Annotated in this window: 24 protein-coding genes; 3 read left to right on the top strand and 21 right to left on the bottom strand. The window is 37.2% G+C overall.

The window, feature by feature from the left end; genetic code table 11:
* Positions 1-4: 4 nt before the first annotated feature.
* The 5 genes from ligD to BHU72_RS06900 form a co-directional block, all read right to left on the bottom strand.
* Complete coding sequence (gene ligD / locus BHU72_RS06920) at positions 5-955, bottom strand: non-homologous end-joining DNA ligase (protein WP_069701887.1); 951 nt, start codon at positions 953-955, stop codon at positions 5-7.
* An 11-nt stretch (positions 956-966) separates the two neighbouring features.
* Positions 967-1815: a non-homologous end joining protein Ku gene (gene ku, locus BHU72_RS06915; protein WP_069701886.1), complete on the bottom strand. Its 849-nt coding sequence runs from the start codon at positions 1813-1815 to the stop codon at positions 967-969.
* Positions 1816-1905: 90 nt separating this feature from the next.
* Entirely contained in the window at positions 1906-3276 is a 1371-nt protein-coding gene (gene lpdA, locus BHU72_RS06910; protein WP_069702041.1) for a dihydrolipoyl dehydrogenase, read from the bottom strand.
* 76 nt (positions 3277-3352) lie between these two features.
* Entirely contained in the window at positions 3353-3829 is a 477-nt protein-coding gene (locus BHU72_RS06905; protein ID WP_069701885.1) for a chemotaxis protein CheX, read from the bottom strand.
* Positions 3830-4244: 415 nt separating this feature from the next.
* Complete coding sequence (locus BHU72_RS06900) at positions 4245-5783, bottom strand: YifB family Mg chelatase-like AAA ATPase (RefSeq protein WP_069701884.1); 1539 nt, start codon at positions 5781-5783, stop codon at positions 4245-4247.
* A 229-nt stretch (positions 5784-6012) separates the two neighbouring features.
* Between BHU72_RS06900 and BHU72_RS06895 the strand changes: the two genes are divergently transcribed.
* Complete coding sequence (locus tag BHU72_RS06895; protein WP_069701883.1) at positions 6013-7101, top strand: FUSC family protein; 1089 nt, start codon at positions 6013-6015, stop codon at positions 7099-7101.
* Here the strand turns inward: BHU72_RS06895 and BHU72_RS06890 are convergent.
* Entirely contained in the window at positions 7079-7441 is a 363-nt protein-coding gene (locus BHU72_RS06890; protein ID WP_069701882.1) for a YraN family protein, read from the bottom strand. The genes BHU72_RS06895 and BHU72_RS06890 overlap by 23 nt on opposite strands.
* Before the next feature lie 61 nt (positions 7442-7502).
* Here BHU72_RS06890 and BHU72_RS06885 point away from each other — a divergent pair, with 61 nt between their 5' ends.
* Positions 7503-7901: a fluoride efflux transporter FluC gene (locus tag BHU72_RS06885; protein WP_069701881.1), complete on the top strand. Its 399-nt coding sequence runs from the start codon at positions 7503-7505 to the stop codon at positions 7899-7901.
* Positions 7894-8274, top strand: coding sequence for a fluoride efflux transporter CrcB (gene crcB, locus BHU72_RS06880; RefSeq protein ID WP_069701880.1), 381 nt, complete (start codon positions 7894-7896; stop codon positions 8272-8274). The genes BHU72_RS06885 and crcB overlap by 8 nt, the downstream gene beginning before the upstream one ends.
* On the opposite strand, the gene BHU72_RS06875 is transcribed toward crcB, so the two are convergent.
* The 15 genes from BHU72_RS06875 to smc form a co-directional block, all read right to left on the bottom strand.
* Positions 8259-8531 (bottom strand): EscU/YscU/HrcU family type III secretion system export apparatus switch protein, encoded by a 273-nt coding sequence (locus tag BHU72_RS06875; RefSeq protein WP_069701879.1) that lies wholly within the window; start codon positions 8529-8531, stop codon positions 8259-8261. The genes crcB and BHU72_RS06875 overlap by 16 nt on opposite strands.
* Positions 8532-8588: 57 nt before the next feature.
* Positions 8589-10334, bottom strand: a complete 1746-nt coding sequence (locus tag BHU72_RS06870) for a TP0910 N-terminal domain-containing protein (RefSeq protein WP_069701878.1) — start codon at positions 10332-10334, stop codon at positions 8589-8591.
* Positions 10335-10376: 42 nt separating this feature from the next.
* The gene (gene rnhB, locus BHU72_RS06865; protein ID WP_083248306.1) at positions 10377-11195 is read right to left on the bottom strand and encodes a ribonuclease HII; all 819 of its coding nucleotides are present in this window, start codon (positions 11193-11195) and stop codon (positions 10377-10379) included.
* A gap of 85 nt (positions 11196-11280) precedes the next feature.
* Positions 11281-12144: a ribosome biogenesis GTPase YlqF gene (ylqF, locus tag BHU72_RS06860; RefSeq protein ID WP_069701877.1), complete on the bottom strand. Its 864-nt coding sequence runs from the start codon at positions 12142-12144 to the stop codon at positions 11281-11283.
* A gap of 27 nt (positions 12145-12171) precedes the next feature.
* On the bottom strand, positions 12172-12771 hold the full coding sequence (gene lepB, locus BHU72_RS06855; protein WP_083248305.1) for a signal peptidase I: 600 nt from the start codon (positions 12769-12771) through the stop codon (positions 12172-12174).
* A 103-nt stretch (positions 12772-12874) separates the two neighbouring features.
* The gene (gene rplS / locus BHU72_RS06850; protein ID WP_069701876.1) at positions 12875-13216 is read right to left on the bottom strand and encodes a 50S ribosomal protein L19; all 342 of its coding nucleotides are present in this window, start codon (positions 13214-13216) and stop codon (positions 12875-12877) included.
* 91 nt (positions 13217-13307) lie between these two features.
* On the bottom strand, positions 13308-14039 hold the full coding sequence (trmD, locus tag BHU72_RS06845) for a tRNA (guanosine(37)-N1)-methyltransferase TrmD (RefSeq protein ID WP_069701875.1): 732 nt from the start codon (positions 14037-14039) through the stop codon (positions 13308-13310).
* 30 nt (positions 14040-14069) lie between these two features.
* Complete coding sequence (rimM, locus tag BHU72_RS06840; RefSeq protein ID WP_069701874.1) at positions 14070-14594, bottom strand: ribosome maturation factor RimM; 525 nt, start codon at positions 14592-14594, stop codon at positions 14070-14072.
* Between the two features lie 22 nt (positions 14595-14616).
* On the bottom strand, positions 14617-15018 hold the full coding sequence (locus BHU72_RS06835) for a YlqD family protein (protein WP_069701873.1): 402 nt from the start codon (positions 15016-15018) through the stop codon (positions 14617-14619).
* A 69-nt stretch (positions 15019-15087) separates the two neighbouring features.
* Positions 15088-15315 carry a KH domain-containing protein gene (locus BHU72_RS06830; RefSeq protein WP_069701872.1) on the bottom strand — a complete coding sequence of 76 codons (228 nt, stop codon included), beginning with the start codon at positions 15313-15315 and terminating at the stop codon, positions 15088-15090.
* A gap of 21 nt (positions 15316-15336) precedes the next feature.
* A complete protein-coding gene (rpsP, locus tag BHU72_RS06825; RefSeq protein ID WP_069701871.1) occupies positions 15337-15606 on the bottom strand; it encodes a 30S ribosomal protein S16 in 270 nt (89 codons plus the stop codon).
* Between the two features lie 39 nt (positions 15607-15645).
* A complete protein-coding gene (gene ffh, locus BHU72_RS06820) occupies positions 15646-16986 on the bottom strand; it encodes a signal recognition particle protein (protein WP_069701870.1) in 1341 nt (446 codons plus the stop codon).
* Positions 16987-16998: 12 nt separating this feature from the next.
* Positions 16999-17340: a YlxM family DNA-binding protein gene (ylxM, locus tag BHU72_RS06815; RefSeq protein WP_069701869.1), complete on the bottom strand. Its 342-nt coding sequence runs from the start codon at positions 17338-17340 to the stop codon at positions 16999-17001.
* 78 nt (positions 17341-17418) lie between these two features.
* Complete coding sequence (ftsY, locus tag BHU72_RS06810) at positions 17419-18474, bottom strand: signal recognition particle-docking protein FtsY (protein ID WP_069701868.1); 1056 nt, start codon at positions 18472-18474, stop codon at positions 17419-17421.
* Positions 18475-18489: 15 nt separating this feature from the next.
* A complete protein-coding gene (smc, locus tag BHU72_RS06805; RefSeq protein WP_069701867.1) occupies positions 18490-22086 on the bottom strand; it encodes a chromosome segregation protein SMC in 3597 nt (1198 codons plus the stop codon).
* Positions 22087-22091 lie beyond the last annotated feature (5 nt).

The raw sequence follows: 22091 nt of genomic DNA, 5'->3' as shown, positions 1-22091 counted from the left end.
CTTTCTAAAGTATACAATCTTGTGCTGGTATTGTAAGAAAACCCTGAATTGTAGGATGACGCAACCTACCTTCATCTGTAAATTCTAAGTAATTTACTTTTAAAGTAAACATTGGCTCTACCCAGTATTGATTTAGTTTATCTTTTTTATAATTAACAAACGGCGATGTCAAAACATGTACTTTTTTCAACTCTTGATTGAGTAGCCGTATTTCTTGCATATTTAAGCCTGTAGAGACATTTCCTATATAAATGAATTTCCTATGATTGATTCCTTCTACTTGATGGTAAACTCCAACAGCTAATGAATTTAGAAGCTCATTCTTAACTGTGTAGCCACCGATTACAACGTTAATATCCTTAATATGCTTTATTTTCAACCAATCTTTTCGTTTTTCTCCTTGATGATAAAAACTTTCTTTATGCTTAGACACGATTCCCTCAAGTCCTATTGATTGGGTCGTCTGATATAACGCTTCACCATTATTAATATGAGACACAATTTGAATATTCTCGTTTTGTTCCTGAATGACCTGTTGCAATAATTCCAACCTTTCCCCGAGGGTTCTTTGCATCAAATTTTTACCATCAATGTAAAGCAAATCAAAAATCATATATGTAATCGGATACGTTTTATTTAATTTTTTTGCAACTGCTTCCGATCGCACAAAATCTCTTTTCATAACTTTTGAAAAATTAGGTTTACCGTCTTTTAAAGAAATTACTTCTCCATCAAAAACCATTTCTTTCCCATTTGATATTTGCTTTAACTGGTGAAGCTCCGGGTATGTACTCGTGCGGTCATGAGTTTGACGATTTTGAATCCGTACTCCTTCTTGACTCACAAATACTAACTGACGCACACCATCCCATTTTACACTATGCAAATAATTAGCATCTGTCGGAACTACTTCAGAGCTTTGTGGCTCCATTGGATATATAATTTTAGGAAACATATCGATCATCCTTATGAGCTTGCAATAGCATCTTTTTCTTTTTTTGTTGCTCTTTTCTTTGCAGACTTCTGTTCTTTCGGTGATGATCGCTTTTGGGTTTCTTCTAAGCTCGCCTGTAATGCGCTCATTAAGTCTACAACGTTGTTCTTAGCAGCGACAGGAGCTTTCGTAATGTTTTTTCCTTCTACCTTTGATTCAATCAAATCTAACAGCTTTTGTCGGTATTCGTTCGTGTATTTCTCAGGCTCAAAGTTCGTAGATAAATTTTCAATGATTTGTTTCGCCATTTTTAATTCGTTATCGTTAATTAATGCAGAATCTTTAGGAACACCTGGGACATATTCTACGCTCCGTATTTCATCCGGGTAAAAAATTGTTTCCAAAACAATACATTGTTTATAAATACGTACGACTGCAAGGCTTTCTTTATCACGAATGATAATCTTAGCAATTGCTATCTTGTCCATATCTTTCATAGCATTCCTTAAAAGTGTATACGCCTTATCACCAGTTTCATTTGGAGCAAGATAATATGTTTTATCATAAAAAATCGGATCAATTTCTTTCAGGTCTACAAAATCGATAATCTCAATTGATTTTGAAGCTTCAGGAGCGATTGCCTTAAAGTCATCCTCATTCATAATTACAAATTCCCCAGGCTGATATTCATAACCTTTGACTATTTCATCATTTGCTAACTCTTTGCCACAATTGGGACACGAGCGAATATATTTAATCGGAGAATGATCTTCTTTATGTAGTTGCCGAAAACGGACATCTTTATCTTCTGTTGCCGTAAACATCTTCACTGGTATATTCACTAAACCAAAGCTAATTGAACCTTTCCACATCGTCTGCATCGATACACCACCATTTTTGCAATTTCTTTTACTTATTGTTTGCAAAAACAAATAAAAAAAACACTAATCCAAGGAATTAGTGTTTATCGCTTATTCGTTAAATTGTTCTGCAGCATCCATAAGTAGTTCAGATAATGTAGGGTGAGCATGGATTGTCAATGCTATATCTTGTATCGATGCCCCTAATTCGATGGCCAAACTGATTTCACCAATTAAATTCGATGCCTCAATCCCAACGATTTGTGCACCTAGAATTTTTTGATTCTCCTGATTGACAACAATCGCTACAAAACCTTCTGCTGCATTTAATACGAGCGCCCGTCCATTAGCACCATAAGAGTAGCGAACCACTTTTACAGGATAACCTTTCTCTTTCGCCTGTTGTTCTGAAAACCCCACAGAAGCGATTTCCGGATCTGAAAAAACGACTGTCGGTAAAACACTACATGACTTCTTGCGTTTGACACCTGCTATATAATCGGAGACTAATTTCCCTTCATAGGAAGCTCGATGTGCTAATGCAATGCCTTGTGTGACATCGCCAATCGCATACACATTCGAGGAACTTGTTCTATGTAACGAATCTACGATAATATATCCCTTATCGTCAACATTAATCTGTGCATTTGCTAAGTGCAAATCTTCAGTATTCGGTTTGCGCCCTACAGTCACAAGAACCTTCTCTGCAGTAATGGCCTTGCCCGAATCTCCATCAATATATTCTACCGTTACAGAATTCTCACTGGTATAACTGCTTGTTGCCTTTACATTCGTAACCACATCCACGCAATATTTCTTTAAATTCCTCTTCAAGTAGCTTGTTATTCGAGATTCGAAGCCAGTTAATATCGAAGGTGAACCTTCTAAAATCGTTACTTTAGTCCCTAGCCTTGCAAACACTTGACTAAGCTCGATTCCTATGTAACCACCACCGATAACGACCATGCTCATTGGAATCTCTTCTAGTGCAAGCGCTTCTGAAGATGATAAAATATTTCCTCCAAATGGAATGCTCGGTATCTCAATTGGGACGGAGCCAGTTGATATGATACAATCTTGAAAATGTATATGAGCGGAATGGCCGTCTGATTCGACTAAGATCGTATTCCTATTCACAAAAGATGCATGACCGTAAATGGTCTTTACTTTGTATTTTTTCAATAGGAATTGGATACCTTCTGTTAACTGATGAATAACAGACAGTTTCCACTTTTGAGATTCAGCGAAATCAATACGCACGTTTTCACAATGTATCCCTAGATACTGTAAATCTTTTGTCTGATTGTACTTTTCTGCTATTGTTACAAGCGCTTTTGATGGAATACATCCATGGTGCAAACAAATCCCACCAATATGATGTTTTTCTACTAATGTGACAGACTTCCCTAATTGCGCCGCTCGGATTGCTGCTATGTAGCCACCAGGTCCAGCACCGATTACTGCAATTTCAGTATCAATCATCCTTTGATTTTCATGCAAAGTACACTCACCTCCATCGATTAAATAAATTGACATCGATAATAAAGAGTTACTTTAATTAAATCACACGCGATTTAAGAGATACGTACAATTCCACGACTCCATCATTTTGAAGCTTTAGTGGTACAAGCAAAATAAGACCTGCAGCAGCGTACATTTGAGTTTGTCCTATGCTAAACATAGGAGGTGTTATATCAATTGTATGTGGTGGGTCAATTGTTAAGAAATCTTCTGCCGAATGACCACACACCCAATTATAGAATTCCTGAATTGCACTGCGCGCCATCTCGTCGATTTCTGCAACTTCCATTCCCATCATCATCGTACTGCAAATATATTTAGCTGTACTTTCAGACATAGCAAATACGATTTGTCCAGACAAATCTGTTGTAATGCCAATTATGACACATAAATCCTTCGATATGATGGGTTGTTTCGTAACTGAGATATCCCCAATCTCAACCTCTTGGTTAAATTGTGTATTAAAGATTCGTTTAAACGACTTGATAAACGGATTAATAAATTCAGCTTTCATAAGAACACTCCTGACCTGAATCATTCAATTACATATCATTGATTATATCATGAAACGTTTCAATCTTCATACTTTATTCAAACTTTATCTGAGCATAAATGTTCCTTGTTATTTCTTGTATTATAACAAATAAACATTAAAAAAATAATAATAAACTCCAGAATAATTTACTATTAAAAAGCTGAACTTGAAATAGATTCTTGTTGAAATAGTTTGAACTTGATAAAAAGTGAAAGTAAACAAGGAGAACTTAAAGAAAACTTGGCATTCGCCTAGCTTTGGTGAAGCTAAGTTTCGCTATATGCCTTGCATAAGTCTCGCTCTAAGAATGCCTTATTTGCACTTATTTGAGATAAGAAAGTTATACTTTCTTATCTCATAAAAAAAGAGTCAGCTTACAGCTAACTCTTTTTTTCTACATATATTTCTCTACTGCCCTGTATGTCAGTGCCTCCGCAATATGCTTTGTCAGAACTGCATCATTTCCTTCTAAATCCGCTATCGTCCTGGCTACTCTCAATAGTTTATGATACCCTCTCATGCTTAAGCCCATTTGATTATACACATGTTTTATGAAAGCTTCTGTCTGAAAATCCATTCTCAGGTGTTTTTCTAACTCTTTACTATTTAAAGAGTGATTCAGCTTCCCTTGCCTGTTAAGCTGGTATTCCCTAGCGCGAATCACTTGTTGTTTCAGCTCATCGGATGTTTGTTCTTGTTGAGTAGTATTAAATTCCTCCACATCTACTTCGCTAACTTCTAATTGTAAGTCGAATCGATCGAGTAACGGTCCTGATATCTTATTGATATATCTCTTTCTCTCCCATTCTTTACAACCGCATTGTTTCTTCTTCGATCCGTAATAGCCACATGGGCATGGGTTCATTGCGCTTATGAGCATAAACTGTGCCGGAAACTGAATCGAATATTTCCCACGGACAATTACAACTTTTCCATCTTCTAAAGGCTGCCGAAGAACTTCAAGCGTCTTACGGGAAAATTCCGTCAGCTCGTCTAAGAATAGAATGCCATTGTGAGCTAACGTAATTTCCCCTGGCTTGGGTGGACTTTGCCCTCCTACGAGCCCTGACACCGTAATCGTATGATGAGGCGATCGAAACGGTCGTGTACTATGCAAAATTTCTAGTTCTTGAAATTGTCCAGCTACGCTCCGAATTTTCCGCACTTCTAACAATTCATCATAAGAAAGTGGTGGTAGAATAGTTGAGGCTCGCTTTGCAAGCATTGACTTGCCAGTGCCTGGTGAGCCAACCATGATTACATTATGTCCACCCGAGCATGCAATGACAATCCCTTTTTTAGTATGGTGCTGACCTATCACTTCGCTGAAACAGTATTCATAATCGCTCAAACTATCAATTGCGATATTCATGGAACTAAAGTCTACTTTGTCTTTGTTTTGAACGAATTCAATCAATTGTTGTAACGATTGAACAGGAAATTGCATTATACTTTGAACTAATTGTGCTTCAGGTAAATTGCCATCTGGAATCACAATGTGCTGAAATCCTTCTTTAACTGCTTTTTCGGCCATCGGGAGAATTCCTTTTACTTTACGTACACTCCCGTCTAATGCAAGTTCCCCAGCCATGACAAATGATGTAATGTCGCACAAGTCTTCCAATATTGGTATTTGCCCAGAGCTTAATAATATCCCTAGTGCTATCACAATATCAAAGTGAGTGCCTTCCTTCGGTAAATCTGCTGGTGCTAGATTCACAACAATACGACCAAGTGGGAAATCATATCCTGAGTTAACAATTGCTGAGCGCACACGCTCTTTGGCTTCACGAATCGTGGAATCTGCCAATCCGGAAATATCAAATTTCGGAAGACCATTTTGAATATCTACCTCTACTTCTACAATAAAGCCGTCTACACCCATTGTGGTTGCAGAATAAAGTTTAACATATTGATTTTTTTGGTGTGCCATTACAAGTCCTCCAACTGTGTCAGCTCTGTTCTATTATTTCTTGTCAACCTTACTCGCCTATTCGCCAAAAAAACTTATATTTCATATATTCGCCTCGAAGTTTGTCAATTCCTGTTATTGCTTAGGAAATATTCATTATATTTCCAAGCATCTTTCATTATTTTTCCTTGCACTAAAATCATGGTATAATTGACTAATGTGAGATACGTGAAACGGGGGGAAATTTACTTTGAATCAAATAAAGTTGGGCGGGAGAACTTTAAAAACAGGATTAGCCATTACGATTGCTGTGGGTATTTGCCATCTATTTGGCATTGAACCTGCTATTTTTGCTGCTGTGTCTGCTGTAGTCAATCTGCAACCTACAGTTTACCAATCCTATATTAATGCCCTACAACAAATAGGCATTACTTTTACTGGAATTATTATTGGCTTAATTCTCGCCATGACTTTAGGAAATTCTGCTGTGGCTATGGGAATATCAAGCATCTTAATTATCATCATCGCTCTACGATTGCGATGGAATTCTGTAATTCTAATCGGAATTGTTACTGTCATCTTTATTATCGATACACAAAATGATTATTTTTACGAACATGCCTTTTCGCGTATTTCCGTAATCTTTATTGGTCTTATCGTAGCACTCTTTGTCAATGTGTTCCTAGCTCCCCCAGATCATAGAAAATCGATAGTGGATAATATCATGAAATTTCACGATGACGTCACAGGCATTTTATATCATAAAATAACGAATATACTGCAAAGAATGGATCCTGATGAAGCTCAAAACCATAATATTTTAGAGTTACAAAAGCAAATAGATCCGCTAAGGGATTCCCTAAATCTATTCAAACAAGAAATCCGGGTACTTCCATATTCAACGCAAGCAAATGAATTCCATGTAAGTTCACAATGTCTTGAGGATTTACAGCAATTCAATACACAATTATTACATAAAATCATTTTATTATCCGATATGGAACAAGAGCGAACCAAACGAATTGCTACTCGAAAAAAACTTCCGTATAGCAACGAGTTTCAAAGAGTAATCGATAGAATTCAGAATGCTAACGAACAAATTTTTAGAAATTCTGGGCTGATTCACAGGCAAGTTTTACAGCAGAAATTAGAGGGAAATTGGGAGAAAGTAAGTGTATTCGATGACTCACTAGAACTTCAATTAGAAGCATGGCATAATGAACATGCTGGGGATCCTTTCTATATGCAGGCACTAATGGAGATTAGTATATTATTATATGAGATTCGTTTAATTGCGAGGGAGCAATATCGCTTATTTAAATCCCTTGCAAATGAATAACATCTTCTACCTTTTGTAATTTACGGTTATATGTGATACTTATTGCATCCATTCGGACAGGTAATTTCTGATATCTAGGATGTTTCATTAAAAATAATTGAAACAATTGATAAAGTTTCTGTTGTTTCCGATAATCAATGGAATCAAGTCCAGTTCCTTTGAATGCCGTGGTACGCAGTTTTACTTCTACTAAGACTAAAACCCCTTTAGGATCTAGCATAATTAAATCGATTTCACCGAAACGGTGTCTCCAGTTCATAGCTACAGTCTGATACGATTCTTGTTCAAGATATGTTTTTGCAATAGATTCTCCTAGTGTACCTAGTGCTTTATGATTCATTAGATTCCCTAGCTTTCTTATTATATTAAATAGTATTTTGAAAAGGTTGGTTTAAAACATTATGAAATCTTCTATTTTTATTCTCATAGGTGGAGCTATAGGAGCCAGCTGCCGTTACCTGATGAATCATGCATTGTCGTTCACAGAATTCCCTATCTGGACTATATCAGAAAATTTGATTGGTAGCCTACTTTTAGGGATTTTAACAGGGTATGTTCTTATCAAGAGTATTCCACTACACTGGCAAAGAGGTCTCGGAGTAGGAGTGTGTGGTGGTTTTACTACGATGTCTACATTTGTATTGGATGTAGTTCATCTATTTCAACAACAAACATTATTTCTAATAATGATTTATTTGTTTACCAGTTTGTTCGGAGGTTTAATATTTGCTTTTATCGGTATGGCCCTTGGAAAGCGCATGGCAAGCCAACAACCAAAAGGGGCTACCAACTATGTTTAATATCGAGCATTTCATCATCGTAAGTATTGCTGGTGCCTTTGGTGCATTATCGCGATATCAACTCGGGTTATTCATTATGAATCGATATCCCACACCTAGAATCCCGATAGCTATAATACTAATAAACGTTCTCGGTAGTTTTCTGTTAGGCCTACTAGCTAGTTATCATGAACATAATCCTGATTTCCTATCGCAAACTGTATATATCGGCTTAGCCATCGGTTTTTTAGGATCGTTTACAACTTTTTCAACATTTAGTGTAGAAGCAATTCAGCTATGGGAACAAAAGGCTTATCGCAAAATGATTGCTTATCTTATAATAACAATTCTGATGAGTATTTTTGGATTTTTGTTCGGTTATTTCGTAGCTTGATGATTCAGATTTTTTACGAATACTAAGACTTCCGCTACGATTTGATATAGCTCGGGTGGTATTTCTTGCCCAATATCTAACTTTACTAGCGCTTCTATTAAAATAGCATCTTCTTGAAAAGGAATATTTTTTTCTTTCGCTAACGCTAAAATACGCTCCGCTTGTTTTCCTTCTCCGCTTGCAATAATCACAGGTGCATTATGCTTATCAGGGTCATATTGAATAGCTGCTGCCTTTTTCATTCTTGTTTCTTTCATCGTATAACCCCTTCCATGATTTCATAGGTGATTTCTTATTGCATACGGTTTGCAGATTTATACACGGATATCGAACCCAGACTTCGGCGGCTGATTATACTTTGATTTGGCTACATTTGGTTTTGCATCAGGGTTTCTCGTAGTATCCTCGAGTTTAATATATGATAATAGGAATCCTATGTTTTTCAGACCTTCTTTTAATGAAGGGGTTGCAATATCTATCAATTTTTCTAACGCTGTGTTCTCCGTAAAGAGCTTGACTGATACAACTTTATTCACGACGTGGACATAGACGCCTAGAGCCCCTATATTAGGAGGTGTTAAATCCAAATAAATAGAACAGTTTTCCGGATCAATAGTACGTCTATCTTTACGGCCTTGAATTTGTAACGACAAAGTATCTTGTTTCTGCTCTCCCCAACTAATAGGGATCTGTACGAATAAATTCTGATACACGTTAAGGTTATCTCTCGGAGACGACATCAGTTGTTGCCCTGTAATATGATTTAGCAGTTGGGTTGCACTCTCCCTAATGGGTTCAGGGATTGTCGGTTGGTTTACGATTTGGATTAATAAACTCTTCAACGTTTCAATGGTATTTTTTTGTACCAGATCTTGATTTTGATTCGCTATAGAAGCTGCAGCATTTTGGTTAGTTATTACAGATTGACTTAGGTTTAGTCCTGGTTGTTGTGTGCTGGCTGGATTATTTGTTTGTGTATTTACTGGCTCATTTGTTTGAGTGATTGGTTGATTATTATGAATGTTTTGATTTGTATATGATAATGTTATTCCCAGTTGATTTGATTGCAATTTTGTGTTTAATGGCAACGCACTCTGTTGATTGACTTGTACATTTGCTTGTTGGTTTATTGGTTGTAATGCTTGATTGTTTGTTTGTTGGGACGTTTCAGTTTGGCCTTGGGGTGCAACTGTACGATTGGTTAATATTTCTTTTTCATGCTGATATCCAACTAAACGCAATATATCCAAAAGCACATGATTCGGAGGTTTTTGATTCACATGAGTCTCTGGTTGTGTCACCTTTGTGATATTCTCTATATTCGTTAGACTTAAGAGTTGTTGTAATTGTTGACTAGTTTGTACTAATAGAGTTCCTTGGGCTGCACTTTGAGCATGTGTCGTGTTTGGTGCCTGCTGTGTTGACTGAGATATTGGTGCTTGTTGCAGCTGAGTTTGTGATTGAGTTTGTGATTGATTATTGAATTGTGTTTGCATTTGTTGTAGTTTAGAAAGCATATCAGAGACTAGTCCATCGACTTTAGGGCCATTTAATAATTGATGAATGGATTGGAAAGTTTCCTTCGAAATAGGGAGTCCTCGTTCAAGCATAGTAAACCATGCTTGTTGTTGAGGGACAGTCGGTTTTTTCCCTAAGATTTCTACCCCATTATTCAATATTTCTGGCAAAAGAGGAAGCTGTCGATTCATCATCTCTTGAACTATATTACGCCATTCAGAATTCTGGGGTAACTGTGTACTCTTTAACAATTCGTTGACGTTGTTACCAGGTAGTTGCGTTGCCTGCTTTGGATCATTCAATAGTTTCATATGGACTACACCGTCTTGAAAGCTTTGTACCTGCATGAAAATATGTTCCCCTTTAACCAAAGGGGATTCGAGTTTAGCCCGAATAAGATGCCCATGAATTGAAATCTTCGCGTCCCCGTTCGCAAACATGTCCATCAATGTCGCATTCACAATTTGTCCGTTATGTAATATCAATTGTTCCTTCTGAAAGTGGGAAGGTGTTAGTGATTGAAATACTTGGAATACATTCATACATAATCCCTCACTATAGGTTGCTTCTAGAATCACTGAAACTTAAAAAGTAATTTCTTTCAAAAAAGATTTTCTATGAAGTGGTGTGAATCCATAGGTTCTAATTGCTTCCATATGTTCTCTGGTCCCATAACCTTTATGCTGATTAAGCCCGTAGTCAGAGAATTGAGCATGGTATTCGACCATCTTTTGGTCACGATAGACTTTAGCGACAATCGATGCAGCAGCAATGGATGCTGCTTTACCATCTCCTCCAATTATGTTCGATTGAGGGATATCAAGTCCTGGAATTGCAAATGCATCCACTAATATATAATCTGGTTTGAACATTAATTGATGGATTGCTTGCTTCATAGCAGCAAAAGTAGCAGCAACAATGCCTATTTTGTCGATTGTCTGGGCATCTACCTCGCCAATCGCTATATCAATCGCTTGCAATCGAATTTGCACATTTAACTCTTCCCTTTGTATAGGCGTAAGTTTCTTAGAATCATTTAATCCAAGAATCATCGGCTCCAAAGGCAAAATGACTGCAGCTGCAACAACAGGCCCTGCCACACAACCTCTACCAACCTCATCAGTTCCCGCTATGGTTACGATACCTTTATGCCATAATTCCATCTCGAAATTATACATATTATGCGAACGCAACAGTTCTTGCTGATGTTTTTGTTGCTGTTTTAGATACGAACGAATAATTGACTGTATACCTTTTCTTTCATCAAGATGGCATCTCTGCAAAAACTCGACACTCTCTTGGTCAAGGTTTTCTTTATCATAAGAGAATGATCGTATGCGATTCTCTACTTCTTTTATCGTCAATTGTTGTTCGATAATTAAAGAGTTATTCGGTTCTGTCAAAATAACACCTCATTTACTATTACTTCTTTTTATATTTTTTCTATTAGTTTCTGTTATTAGTAATGTATTATAGAAAAACCCTCATCTACTGAGGGTTTGGTGGAAATTCAAGGGATATGTGACCTAATTTTTGGCTTCGATAATCACGTAGCAGTATTTCACCCGCTAAAGATGTATCGACAATACCGCCACTACGTAGACAACCACGTTTTCGCCCGATTTCCTCTAAAACTTCCATCGGGGCCTCTGGTACTTCTTTTAGGTTATATCGGTCTTTTACTAAATCTTTGTAGTTTTCAGATAAGAATTGCGCTAAATAGTAACCTGCAGTCTCAAAGTCAAATACCTCTTCTTTAATTGCACCACTAATTGCTAATCGATACCCAATCGCTTCATCCTCAAATTTAGGCCATAGAATTCCAGGAGTATCTAATAGCTCCATCTCCGTACCTACTTTAATCCATTGCTGCTTCTTGGTTACACCTGGCTTATCACTTGTCTTAGCAATTGTTTTATTCGCTAATTTATTAATTAAGGTCGACTTTCCGACGTTTGGAATACCAATAATGATTGCGCGCACTGCCCTTGGATTAAATCCTTTATCTAGTAGCTTTTGCGCCTTTTGCTCAACGGTCTTCATAGCTTCTTTTGGCACCCTTTGAAGTCCATCGCCCGTTTGTGAGTTCACAGGTATTGCGGTAATATCCTGTGCAGCAAAATAAGACACCCAACGATTCGTTACAGACTGATCCGCAATATCCGCTTTATTCAAAAGAACGATTTTCGGTTTTTCTTTAATAATATCTTGAATCATTGGATTCTGACTGGATAATGGTAATCTTGCATCCAAAAGCTCTATGACGACATCTATAACATTAAGTTTTTCTGATATTTCTCTTCTTGCCTTGGCCATATGGCCGGGAAACCATTGTATTGTCAAACAAACCATCCTTTATCGACAGACCATGCGATATCCTTACTTCACTCTTCTGATGTCATTGATTGGCCAAAAGGCTAATTCTGCTCTTCCGACCACTTGATCTACATCAATAAACCCGATATCATGCATGCGACTATCTGCACTTTTATTTCGATTGTCACCCATTACAAAAATTTTATTCTCAGGAATTACTATTTTATCATAATTATTATGGTAAGACATTGGTTCATTTATATAAGGTTCGTCTAATAAATTACCATTTACATAGACTTCCCCATTTACCATCTCCAATTCATCACCCTCGACAGCTATGACTCTCTTTATATAGTCCCTTGTTGCCGTTGCGTGGAAAACTACAATATCATTCTTTCGTGGCTCACCTACCACGTAAATCGCTTTATTGACAATCAACCATTCAGAGTCTTTTAACGTTGGGTACATGGATTCTCCATCAACGATAAAAATAGCAAATAAAAAGTGTCTAATAAGAAGTGCTAACACAACTGCTACTCCAAGGGTTACAGCCCAATCGACAAACTCTTTCCCAATGCTTTTCGCGATAGAATCATTATTCCCATCATGTGGATTGATTGTGTCCTGTATTTCATCTGGTCGGTTGGAATCTGATTCATGCATGTGTGGTTTCCTCCTAAATGCTATAAATATTTCATCTATATATATTAACAAATATCTTTATATTTCACAATGAAAAAGGAGCTCTAACGAGCTCCCTTTCAACTTATAATATTTCTCTAATACGAGCAGCTTTACCTGTAAGATTACGTAAGTAGTAAAGTTTCGCACGACGAACACGTCCGCGGCGAAGAACTTCAATCTTTTCGATCTTTGGTGAATGGATTGGGAAAGTACGCTCCACACCTACTCCGTAGGAGATCTTGCGAACTGTGAAAGTTTCGCTAATATCTGCACCACGACGCTTAATTACTACTCCTTCAAAAACCTGAATACGTTCACGAGTTCCTTCAATAACTTTTACGTGAATTTTAACCGTATCCCCTGGCTTAAAAGATGGAATTTCACTCTTAACTTGTTCTTTAGTTATTTGGCTAAGTACGTTCATTCTAAACACTCCTTCCTTCAACAGATGTTCATGCCACAAATCGTATCTAGAGCAGAGGACCATCGTAATCACAAAGAGTATTGTATCATAATTACAATTCAGATACAAGGTGTTTTTCTATAAATTCCTTATCTTTTGGGGATAATTCCATTTTTTCTAATAATTCTGGTCTTCTTTTTAAAGTACGAATGAGGGACTGTTGTCTTCTCCATTCATCAATCAAACGATGATTCCCACCAGTAAGCACTTCAGGAACCTTCATATCTCTAAAATCACATGGTCTAGTGTAATGTGGATGTTCAAGGAGGCCAGTACTAAATGAATCATATACAGCTGAGGTGTCATTGCCTAGAACACCAGGTAGGAGGCGAACAACACTATCGATAATAACCATTGCTGGCAATTCCCCACCTGTAAGTACATAATCACCAATCGATATCTCATCAGTCACTATGTGTTCACGGATACGCTCATCGTATCCTTCATAGTGACCACAAATGAAAATCAGATGTTCTGCTTTGCTAAACTCTACAGCCTTCTCCTGAGTAAAGGTTGCCCCTTGGGGACACATTAAAATTACTCGAGTATCCGCTGCATGATTGAGGGATTCAATCGCTCGGAAAATAGGCTCTGGTTTTAAAACCATTCCCCCCCCCCCACCATAAGGATAGTCATCGACTGTTTTATGCTTGTCCGTAGCATAATCACGAAAATTAATTGTATGTATAGAAACAGCCTGGCTTTCTTGGGCTCGTTTTAAGATGCTAGACTGCAAAACTCCAGTAAACATCTCTGGAAATATTGTTAATATATCGATTTTCATAGAATCACCATCTTTTTCTTACGTAATGATTTATTCTAGCCCTGGCATAATATATACGATGATTTGGTTTTTATCTAAGTTAACCTCACGAATACATTCATCGATTACAGGTAAGAGTAAATCCTTCTGACCTGGACGTTTCACCACGTACACATCATTAGCACCTGTTTGCAAAATGTCATCTAATGTTCCAACATGAACCTGATCTTCTGTATAGACTTGTAGGCCAATTAGTTGGTGAAAGTAATATTCTCCTTCTTCCAGTGGCGCTAAATTCTCTTCCGTTACAAAGAGCTCTCCACCCTTCCATTTCTCCACATCATTGATAGAGTTCATATCTTTAAATTTGAGGAGGATGAAGTTTTTATGTGGACGAGCGCTTTCAACGATTGTTACAAATTGCTGGCCTTTTGCATCTTCTACAATAAATTCTTCACCACGTTGAAATCGATCTGGGAAATCCGTGACCGGAACAATCCTTAGTTCACCTTTAATTCCCTGAGTGTTTACAATTTTACCGACTCTAAATATTTTATTACCTTGGTATGTTTTCATCATGTTTATCACCTTTTATATGTTATGGATTTCTAATTTCTACTACAATTCCATCCTTAAGTATAATTTCGGGACTCTCTATTAATGTTTCCCACTTACTACCTATTTCAACAGTGACATAACTGTCCACTGTACTGTATGCTAATTCAACGCCATTCTCAATCTTTAGGATTTCCTTAATTTTAATTTCTAATTGCTCTAATCGAAGGGCACGTTTTTTCTTTTCTTGGTCAAATTTATAGATAATATCTTTAGCATCAATCGATTTCCGCCTTGCTTCAGCTACTAATTTTTTATTTTGAAATTCTAATTGTTCTAACTCTATTCGAATCTGATGTAATTCTCCTAAATATTTCTCTTCGATCTCTTTACGAGTTTCGTCTGTCATAATCATTTTAACCCTTACAGATCTTTTCACTAACATATTATCACCTATATATGTTTAAAATAACTTAAAAGGGTTGAGAATTAACCCAACCCTTTGTAAGAATGACTAAATAATTTCAACAGAAATTTTTTTGTTATCTTTGACTGCAGCTGCATTTACAACAGTGCGCAAAGCTTTAACTGTCTTACCCTGTTTCCCGATAATTTTCCCCATGTCACTTTGAGCAACACTGAGTTCAAAAACGATAGAATCTCCGTCGACAACTTCCTTAACACGGACTTCATCAGGGTAATCAACCAGAGACTTAGCAATTACTTCTACTAATTTTTGCACGGGAATACCCCCTCTGGCAAACTATTTTTGTTTCATTTCATGGTTCTTTTGTAGAATTCCTAACTTACTGAACAAGTTACGAACTGTATCTGAAGGTTGAGCACCTGTTTGTAACCAATGTAAAGCACGATCTTCACTGATGTTGATTTGTGCTGGTTGAGTTACAGGGTTGTATGTGCCGATTTCTTCAATGAAACGTCCATCACGAGGAGAACGAGAATCAGATACTACTACGCGATAGAACGGAGCTTTTTTTGCACCCATACGCTTTAAACGAATACGAACTGCCACTATTATTTCACCTCCTCTTTAGAATCACTTCATTATATTTTAGAAAAACGGAAGCTTAAATTTCTTTTTCCCTTTTCCTTTTTGAACGGATGTAAATTGCTTCATCATTTTCTTCATATCTGTAAATTGCTTTAACAAGCGATTTACATCAGAAACCTGGGTACCACTACCTGCCGCAATACGTTTACGTCGGCTAGCGTTAATGACTTCGGGATTCTGCTTTTCATGCTTAGTCATAGACTTTACAATCGCTTCTACTCTCGCTAATTGTTTCTCATCTACTTGCATGTTTTGAATACCTTTAATCTTATTAGCTCCAGGTAACATACCAAGAACTTGGTCTAATGGACCCATTTTTCTTACTTGTTCCATTTGATCCAAAAAGTCATCAAAAGTAAATTCTGCATTACGCATTTTCTTTTCAAGCTCTTTAGCCTTATCTTGGTCCATACCTTCTTGGGCTTTTTCAATGAGAGATAACACATCGCCCATACCAAGAATCCTAGATGCCATACGATCTGGATGGAAAGGCTCAAGTGCATCTAACTTTTCACCCATACCCGCAAACTTAATAGGGCATCCTGTAACTGCTTTAACAGATAAGGCAGCACCACCACGAGTGTCACCATCAAGTTTTGTTAATACTACACCTGATAGTGTAAGTTGCTTATGAAAGGATTCTGCTACATTTACCGCATCTTGACCTGTCATTGCATCTACTACTAAAAGTATTTCATCAGGCGATACTTGACCTTTAACAGCGATTAGTTCATCCATTAAAGCTTCATCAATATGCAAGCGACCAGCTGTATCGATAATGACATAGTCGTTACCATGACGTTTTGCATGCTCAATTGCTGCATTTGCAATATTAACTGGACTATTCTTATCTCCCATACTGAATACAGGGATATCTAATTGTTGACCTAACACTTGGATTTGTTTAATAGCCGCTGGACGATAAATATCACAAGCAACTAATAACGGGCGACGGTTTTGCTTTTTAAGATAATTTGCTAGCTTACCACTGGATGTAGTCTTTCCAGCACCTTGTAAGCCTACCATCATGACTACAGTTGGTGGACTTGAACTAATTGTCAGTTTGCTTTGGGTTCCACCCATTAGCTCAGTAAGTTCTTCGTTCACAAGTTTTATCACTTGTTGACCAGGCGTTAGACTGCCTAAAATCTCTTGTCCAACAGCGCGGTCTTTTACTTTATCTATAAATTGTTTAACAATCTTAAAGTTTACATCCGCTTCTAACAGCGCTAAACGAACCTCGCGCAATGCTTCTTTAACATCAGCTTCGGTAATCTTACCTTTTTTCTTTAATTTATTAAAGGTTTGTTGTAACCGGTCGGCTAGTCCCTGAAAAACCATATGCCGCCCTCCTCAGTCATTCATTTGCAGACTTTTCATCAACACAATCAATTTATCTTTATCACTTGGGTCTAATCCCGTTTGATTAATGCAATCTTCTATAGTTTCAAGTATTGCTGTTTTACGTAAATCTTCTTGATACAGGCCCAGCTTCTCTTCATATTCTTCTAAGGATCTCACGGATCTTCTAAGATTATCATAAACGCCTTGTCTAGAAATCTCATATTTCTCTGAAATTTCTCCTAACGACCAATCGTCATGATAATAAAGTTCAAAGAAATCACGTTGCTTATCTGATAGAAGTGATCCATAAAAATCATAAAGCAAGTTAACCCTTGTTGTCTTTTCTAACAAGGAAGTCCCTCCTCACTTTAAGCTCCTCAAGTATCATACACAATAAAGAAATTAGTGTCAAGTAAAAATCTTTACACCTTACTGATTTTTTTCTTCTGATTCATCTTGCAACTCTAATTCTGTATATAGGTCGTCGTTCTCATCTATCAATGGTTCTTCAAAGACTTGAGTTGGGAATAAGGCATCGACAAACTTTTGTTGGTCGAATTCTTGTAAATCTTCCATCTTCTCGCCAAGGCCGACTAGCTTTACTGGTATGCTTAGTTCCTTACTAATAGCAATTACAATTCCACCTTTAGCAGTACCGTCTAGTTTTGTTAAGACGATTCCTGTTACACCTGCAGTCTCACCAAAAGTTTTCGCTTGTTGGAGTGCATTCTGTCCTGTAGTAGCATCTAAAACTAGAAGTACTTCATGAGGTGCTCCAGGCACTTCTTTCCCAATCACTCGATACACTTTATTCAATTCATTCATTAGATTCGCTTTATTATGCAAGCGTCCAGCAGTATCACAAATTAGGACGTCAGCTTTGCGTGCTCTTGCTGCATGAATTGCGTCATACATCACTGCTGCTGGATCAGAACCTTCCTGCTGAGCAATGACATCAACGCCTACTCGGCCACCCCAAACCTTTAATTGGTCAATGGCTGCAGCACGGAATGTATCTCCCGCAGCTAATACTACCTTTAGATTTTGCTGTTTAAACTTATGTGCTAGCTTGCCAATCGTTGTTGTCTTACCTACGCCATTCACGCCAACGATTACAATTACAGTCATCTCGTTTTGTTGAAAATTTAATGCATTATCGTGATCCTTTAAAATCGATTTAAGTTTGTTGGACAAGATAGGTTGAAGCTCAGTGGCGTCACTGATTCTCTTTTCTTTGACTTCATCACGAAGTTCATCCATCAATTCTAATACCGTGTTAACACCAATATCTGAACCAATCAAAATCTCTTCCAATTCCTCATAGAACTCTTCATCAATCTTTTTACTTCTTCTCAATAAGTCTTCCATTTTACCAACAAAAGAATCACGGGTCTTCGAAAGCCCCTCTTTAAACTTTAAACTTACTTCCTCAATATCTTGCTTTGTATCTAAAAGCTTTTCTTTAAGTTTTTGAAATAATCCCACAATATGATCCCCTTCCTATGACGCTTCCACCTGTTCTCCAGTTAAATTCATTTTGACTGCATCTTCTAACTTAACAGAAATCATTTTCGATACCCCGGAACCTTCCATTGTCACTCCGTATAAGATATCTGCTGCCTCCATAGTTCCCTTTCGGTGAGTTACAACAATAAACTGTGTATGTTCACTAAACTTACGTAAATAGTTGGCAAATCTTGAGACGTTTGCTTCATCAAGTGCTGCTTCCACCTCATCAAGAATGCAAAACGGAACTGGACTCACGCGTAAGATTGCAAATAATAGCGCAATCGCAGTCAATGCCCTTTCTCCACCCGATAGCAGTGATAAATGTTGGAGTTTTTTGCCTGGAGGTTCTGCAAATATCTCAATGCCCGTATTCAATATGTTGGATGGATCCGATAATTGCAAACTTGCTCTTCCCCCACCGAACATTTTCTGGAATACATCTGAGAAATTATCTTTAATAAGCTTGAAGCTTTCTATGAATCGTCTTTCCATTTCAACATTCATTTCTTGAATTACATCATAAATTTTATTAATTGCTTCTTGTAAATCTTCTTTTTGATATTTCAAAAAGTGATATCGTTCATATACTCTTTGGTATTCTTCGATTGCACCTGTGTTGACTTCGCCTAGCGCATGAATCTTATCCTTTAACCCTTTAATCTTAGGTTTCATCACGGATAACTCCTCTTGTAGAGGGTAATCCTTTTTAGCTTTCTCGTAACTAATTTCGTATTCTTCTTCCAATTGTCGTAACGCATTATTTAGCTCTACATCGCAACGATTCGCCTTTAAATCTAATTGATGGATTTGTTTATCGTATGCTTTGCTTTGTTCTAACAGATTGGCAATTGTAGCCTCAAGTTCATTGACATGATCCTGTAAACGTTTTCGACCGACTCTTTCGTCTTGAATCATTTGCTCTAGTCGTGTCTTTTCTCTTAATAGGTGTTCTGTCATTTGATCGAGCCGATCCATTTCTGTGTCAATTGTTCCAAATTGATGCACTAAATCACTATGGCTATTTGCAATTTTACTTTTTCTAATGAAGAGTTCTTGTAGTTCTTCTTGATTTCTTTTGTGATTATCTTGTAGAGTGTTTAGTTGTTCTTCAAATTTTGCTAAATCAATCCTTAGCTCTGTGATTGATGTTGACATTGTTTCCTTTTGGGAAAGCTCTACCATTAACTTTTTTTGGTGCTGTTGTAAATCTAATTCAAGTGTTTGATGTTCCTGAATCAATTGCGATAATAGTTGATCAATTTCTGCAATCTTATTCTCATTGGTTATGACATCTGCTTGATGTAGCTGGTTTTCTTCCATACAGATCGAAAGATTTTCTGTACGATGTTGTATTTCTTGCGTAAGTTTTTGAGCCTCTGCATGAAAGCCTATTTCTTGATGACGTAACTCATCAATTTGATTTAGTAGCGTTGCCAACTCACGTTGCTGATTTTCAATATGCGTTTTTTTACTATTATTCTCTAGTTCAGCCTCAGTTAAACGAATCTTCAGATCAGATAGCTCCGTTTGTAGCTGCGTGATCTCATTTTTTCTACTCATTAAAGAGCTTGTACCTTTTTGCTGAGCTCCACCTGTCATTGCACCACCAGGGTTAATATAGTCTCCATCTAAAGTCACAACTCTGCATTTAAAACCGATTTTTTTGGCAATCTCAGTAGCTGCTTTTATATCTTTGGTAATCATAACATTACCTAATAGATTGTGAATAATTCCCTGAAACATGCTATCATATGAAATTAACTCTGCAGCATAGCCAACAAATCCATCCAATCCATGGCACTCTGGATACGTTCTCTGGGTTCCTTTAATAATCGTTAACGGTAGAAAAGTCGCCCTTCCACGAGCTTTAGACTTTAACAGTTGTATACACTTTTGCGCTGTTACTTCGTCTGACACTACGATATGTTGTAACGCATTCCCCAGGGCAGTTTCTATGGCTGTTTCATATGGTTGAGGAACCTTAATTAAATCTACGACAGCACCCTTAATATCGCGCTGTAATGCTTTGTCCCGATCCTTCGTCTGTAAAATTTCCTTCGTCCCTTGAAAATACCCTGCATATTCATTTTCCATCTCATTCAGTAATTTTTGTCTGTCTTTTTTCCTATGAAATAGTTGTACGTTTTGTTGATATTCATCTAGGGAAACTTGATAGGCCGCCTGTGCTGTTTCTAGAGTACTCTTTTGTTTCGAATATTGTTCCTTTGCAGTAGCCATCGATGCTGTTACGTTATGTAACTGCTCTTGAAAAGACTTTTGTTGCTTATTTAGTTCTTCAATTTGCTGCTTAAGGTGCCTGCTTTGCTGTTGTAATTGTTCTACTTTTACACGTATCTTTTCATTTGCTTGTTCAGCATACTTAGATTCATTTCGATTAGTTGCTTGTTTTTGTAGGTTATCAATAATATCGCTTTTCATTTTCTCTAATAAAGCGTCTTTACTGATTACGTCATTTTCCTGATTCTTCAATACATGTAATTGAAGTTCTAATTCGCTCTTCTTCTGTTTGTATTGCTGTTTAGTCTGGGCTATATAAGCCTCATTTTCTTGAATTTGTTGTAATTTAATATCATAAGAAAATTGCAATTGTTCACTTTCACTCGTAAATTGTTGAATATTCGTATCAATATTTTGCTTACGCTCTATCAATACTTTTTTGTCACCAATCGTCTTTTCTAATTGTGTGGAAATGTCTGTGTATGTCGACTGATATTGGTCTAATAGCTGTTCGCACTTAGATAAATTCCACTTCAATTGTGTGCATTCTGCTTCTCTCGATTGGCTACTGATTGAAATTGAAGAAAGCTGTTCCTCTAGGATTTCTTTTTCTTTTGTGAATTGTTTCCATTCCTGATCAAATACTTCTATTTGATGGGCATGTAGGGCAATATCCAGTTGCTTTAACTCTGCACGCAACTGTAGAAATTTCTCCGCTTTCTCAGATGCTTCCTTTAATGGTTCAATTTGATCTTCTAATTCCATCATCACATCATGTACACGAACTAGATTCAATTCCGTTTCTTCTAACTTTTTCTCTGCTTCTCTTTTTCGAGACTTGAACTTTACTATACCGGCCGCTTCTTCGAATATCCCTCGACGTTCCTCGGATTTACTGCTTAAGACCTCTTCAATTCTACCTTGTCCAATAATAGAATAAGCTTCTTTACCAAGCCCTGTATCCATAAAAAGCTCATGGATATCCTTCAGACGGCAGGTTTGGTTGTTTAATAGATACTCACTTTCCCCTGAGCGATACACCTTTCTAGTAACTGCTACTTCACTATAGTCAATTGGCAGAGCTTGTTGCTCGTTGTCTAGTACTAATGTTACCTCGGCAAAGTTGATTGGCTTACGACTGTCACTACCAGCAAAAATAATGTCCTCCATCTTTTGCCCACGTAACGACTTTGCACTTTGCTCACCTAAAACCCAACGCACTGCATCTGAAATATTACTTTTTCCACTTCCATTTGGCCCAACAACAGCAGTAATTCCTTGCGGAAATTCAAGTTCAGTTTTATCAGCGAAAGATTTAAAACCACGGATTTCTAATCTTTTTAAGAACAACTCTG

The organism is Desulfuribacillus stibiiarsenatis, from assembly GCF_001742305.1.
Classification (GTDB): domain Bacteria; phylum Bacillota; class Bacilli; order Desulfuribacillales; family Desulfuribacillaceae; genus Desulfuribacillus_A; species Desulfuribacillus_A stibiiarsenatis.
Note: the sequence above shows the minus strand (reverse complement) of the source record. Positions and strands in the feature narration are given on the sequence as shown.